Source organism: Candidatus Saccharimonadales bacterium, from assembly GCA_036397795.1.
In the GTDB taxonomy this organism is placed as follows: domain Bacteria; phylum Patescibacteriota; class Saccharimonadia; order Saccharimonadales; family DASWIF01; genus DASWIF01.
Map to the genome: position 1 here is coordinate 1 of DASWIF010000059.1, position 1,929 is coordinate 1,929.

Consider the following 1,929-nt stretch of genomic DNA (forward strand, 5'->3'; position numbering starts at 1 on the left):
AGGTCTTTTTCTTCCATCGGTGGCAAGTTCACCACCCGCGAATACGTGAAGCTGACGGGCAAGGCGGCGGCCACTCTTTTTGTCTCAATTTTGCCCGTCATACCACTCTCAAATAACTTAAAAGTTTGACGAGCTAGCTCCTCAATGTTGACCAACTCGCCCTTGACGATGGCGTTGGGGTTGAAGTCGATTGTGCCATAGCCATTGACCGCGGTTTTTTGACGGCTCTTATTGAGCTGGATGACCTTAATTGTGCTATGCCCAATATCAAGGCCAAACACCGGTTTGTCTATAAATAAGAGAGGAGTTTTCATTTTTTATTAACCATAAGCAAGTAACCACGCCAGTATAGCAGTTTACTCTAAGCTTTTACAGATGTGAGGGTTTGTTTTAAAGTCTAGAAAAAATAAGCTAAAGCACGCGTCGATAGTCTCGTACTACAAAAGTTGACGGTGTAGAACCGCCACCGCTGCCGACAGAAGTACCGAATGTGACGGCAGCGGAATTGCTCAAACGTACGGTTTGGCCTGCTAGAGCGCCTATGTCGCCTCCGTTATTAACTTCAACTTGGGTCCAGCGTGAATACAGTATTGAGGTCGGCGCGCTAGAACTATTGTTCATATAAATGGTGCGATCATTGCGTGAGGCGTAGAGGTCGTTGCCAGTAACGTCCGCACAGTCCGGTGAGCAGGCGGCTCGGCTCCAATATGCAATCAGTTGGACACCCACGTCGTCGGCGTTGCCGATAATCTCTGATGAGTTTTGCATAAACACGCCTGCTTGGCCGTCGACCATCATAGTCGGTAGCTCTGGATTAACCGTATTGGATCCGCCGAGAGGTATGGTATCGGACACGATTAGCTGGGACGAATTCTGCATAGTCAGCCGGCCAGTAATCCAAACGTCACCTTCGACTATAACCTTGCAACTTTTGCCTATATGGACATCGCCGACAATTTTCAACCGTCCCGGCCAGGTGCGAGTTACATTATTTTGGTCGCAATTAGTATAGTAACCGTCGCTAGTAGTGGTGGAGACATTGCTGACTTGTGCCTGGCGGTCGTGTTCGGGCAGAGTGAGTGGCTCGACATAGCCTGCTGGAGGGTTTTGATAATCGCTAATAACAGGAGCGTTAATTAAGCCGCTATCCGTCATTTGATCGCCGTCCACTTGATTGTTAGCTTCTACGTCGGCGTAAATATGGGCTTGGGGGCTAGACAAATCAATCGGCTCGCCTTCGCCGGTTTCGCACAGTCTGGGGTAGGTGCCGCCGCCGCTAATTGGGCAGTTTTGATGAGCGGCATTGACAGTAACGGGGGCGGTAGATAAACCAATCGTAGCGGAATTGCTCATACGGATTTCACCGTTAACATAGACATCACCTGCCAGAATCTTACTATTATTACTCATATACAGCCCGCCGACGCCAGTGACCAAGGAATAGTTGCCGCTACTTGGAGATAGGCCCTCAGCAGTGACCTCAAAAGTTCGTTCGTTACTTGGTGCGGTAGCAGCGGCAGGAGTGTAGACTCGTCCTGTGCTGGTTAGTATTTTTAAGCTCTCACTGGAACCGTTGCTAACGGTTACCTCAAATGTTGTGCGGGCATCCCCGTTGTTCATAAGCTCAACTTCTCCGGTGGTGCCAGTCCATGCCTCATTAGTGTTCAAGGTGGCTATACCGTAATCTAGCCCCGCGTCGGCAGCGCTCTGTGAGTGAAATCTAGCCACGTCATTGGTTGCTAGCAGAAAGTTATTAACCACTAGCTGGGTGACTGAAATGCCAATCAACAGCACTAGGGTAGTCGTAATTAATAAAGAAGCCATGATGAAGCCGCTAGCAGGTTTTCTGGTATTCATGACAGGAGATTCCTCAGTGTAATTCTGATTTTGTTGTCGATATTAATGTCCTGGCCGTATACAGATGCCGCC

At 49.0% G+C, this 1,929-nt stretch carries 2 protein-coding genes; both read right to left on the reverse strand.

Going from position 1 to position 1,929, the window contains the following annotated elements; genetic code table 11:
• On the reverse strand, nucleotides 1–314 hold a 314-nt coding region (gene pilM / locus VGA08_03630), incomplete at its 3' end, for a pilus assembly protein PilM (GenBank protein HEX9679685.1).
• Between the two features lie 97 nt (nucleotides 315–411).
• Nucleotides 412–1,857: a hypothetical protein gene (locus VGA08_03635; GenBank protein ID HEX9679686.1), complete on the reverse strand. Its 1,446-nt coding sequence runs from the start codon at nucleotides 1,855–1,857 to the stop codon at nucleotides 412–414.
• Nucleotides 1,858–1,929: the final 72 nt, after the last annotated feature.

Excerpts from the sequence above, each read along its gene's own strand:
- VGA08_03635 (HEX9679686.1), bottom strand. The coding sequence starts at position 1,857 with ATGAATACCAGAAAACCTGCTAGCGGCTTCATCATGGCTTCTTTATTA.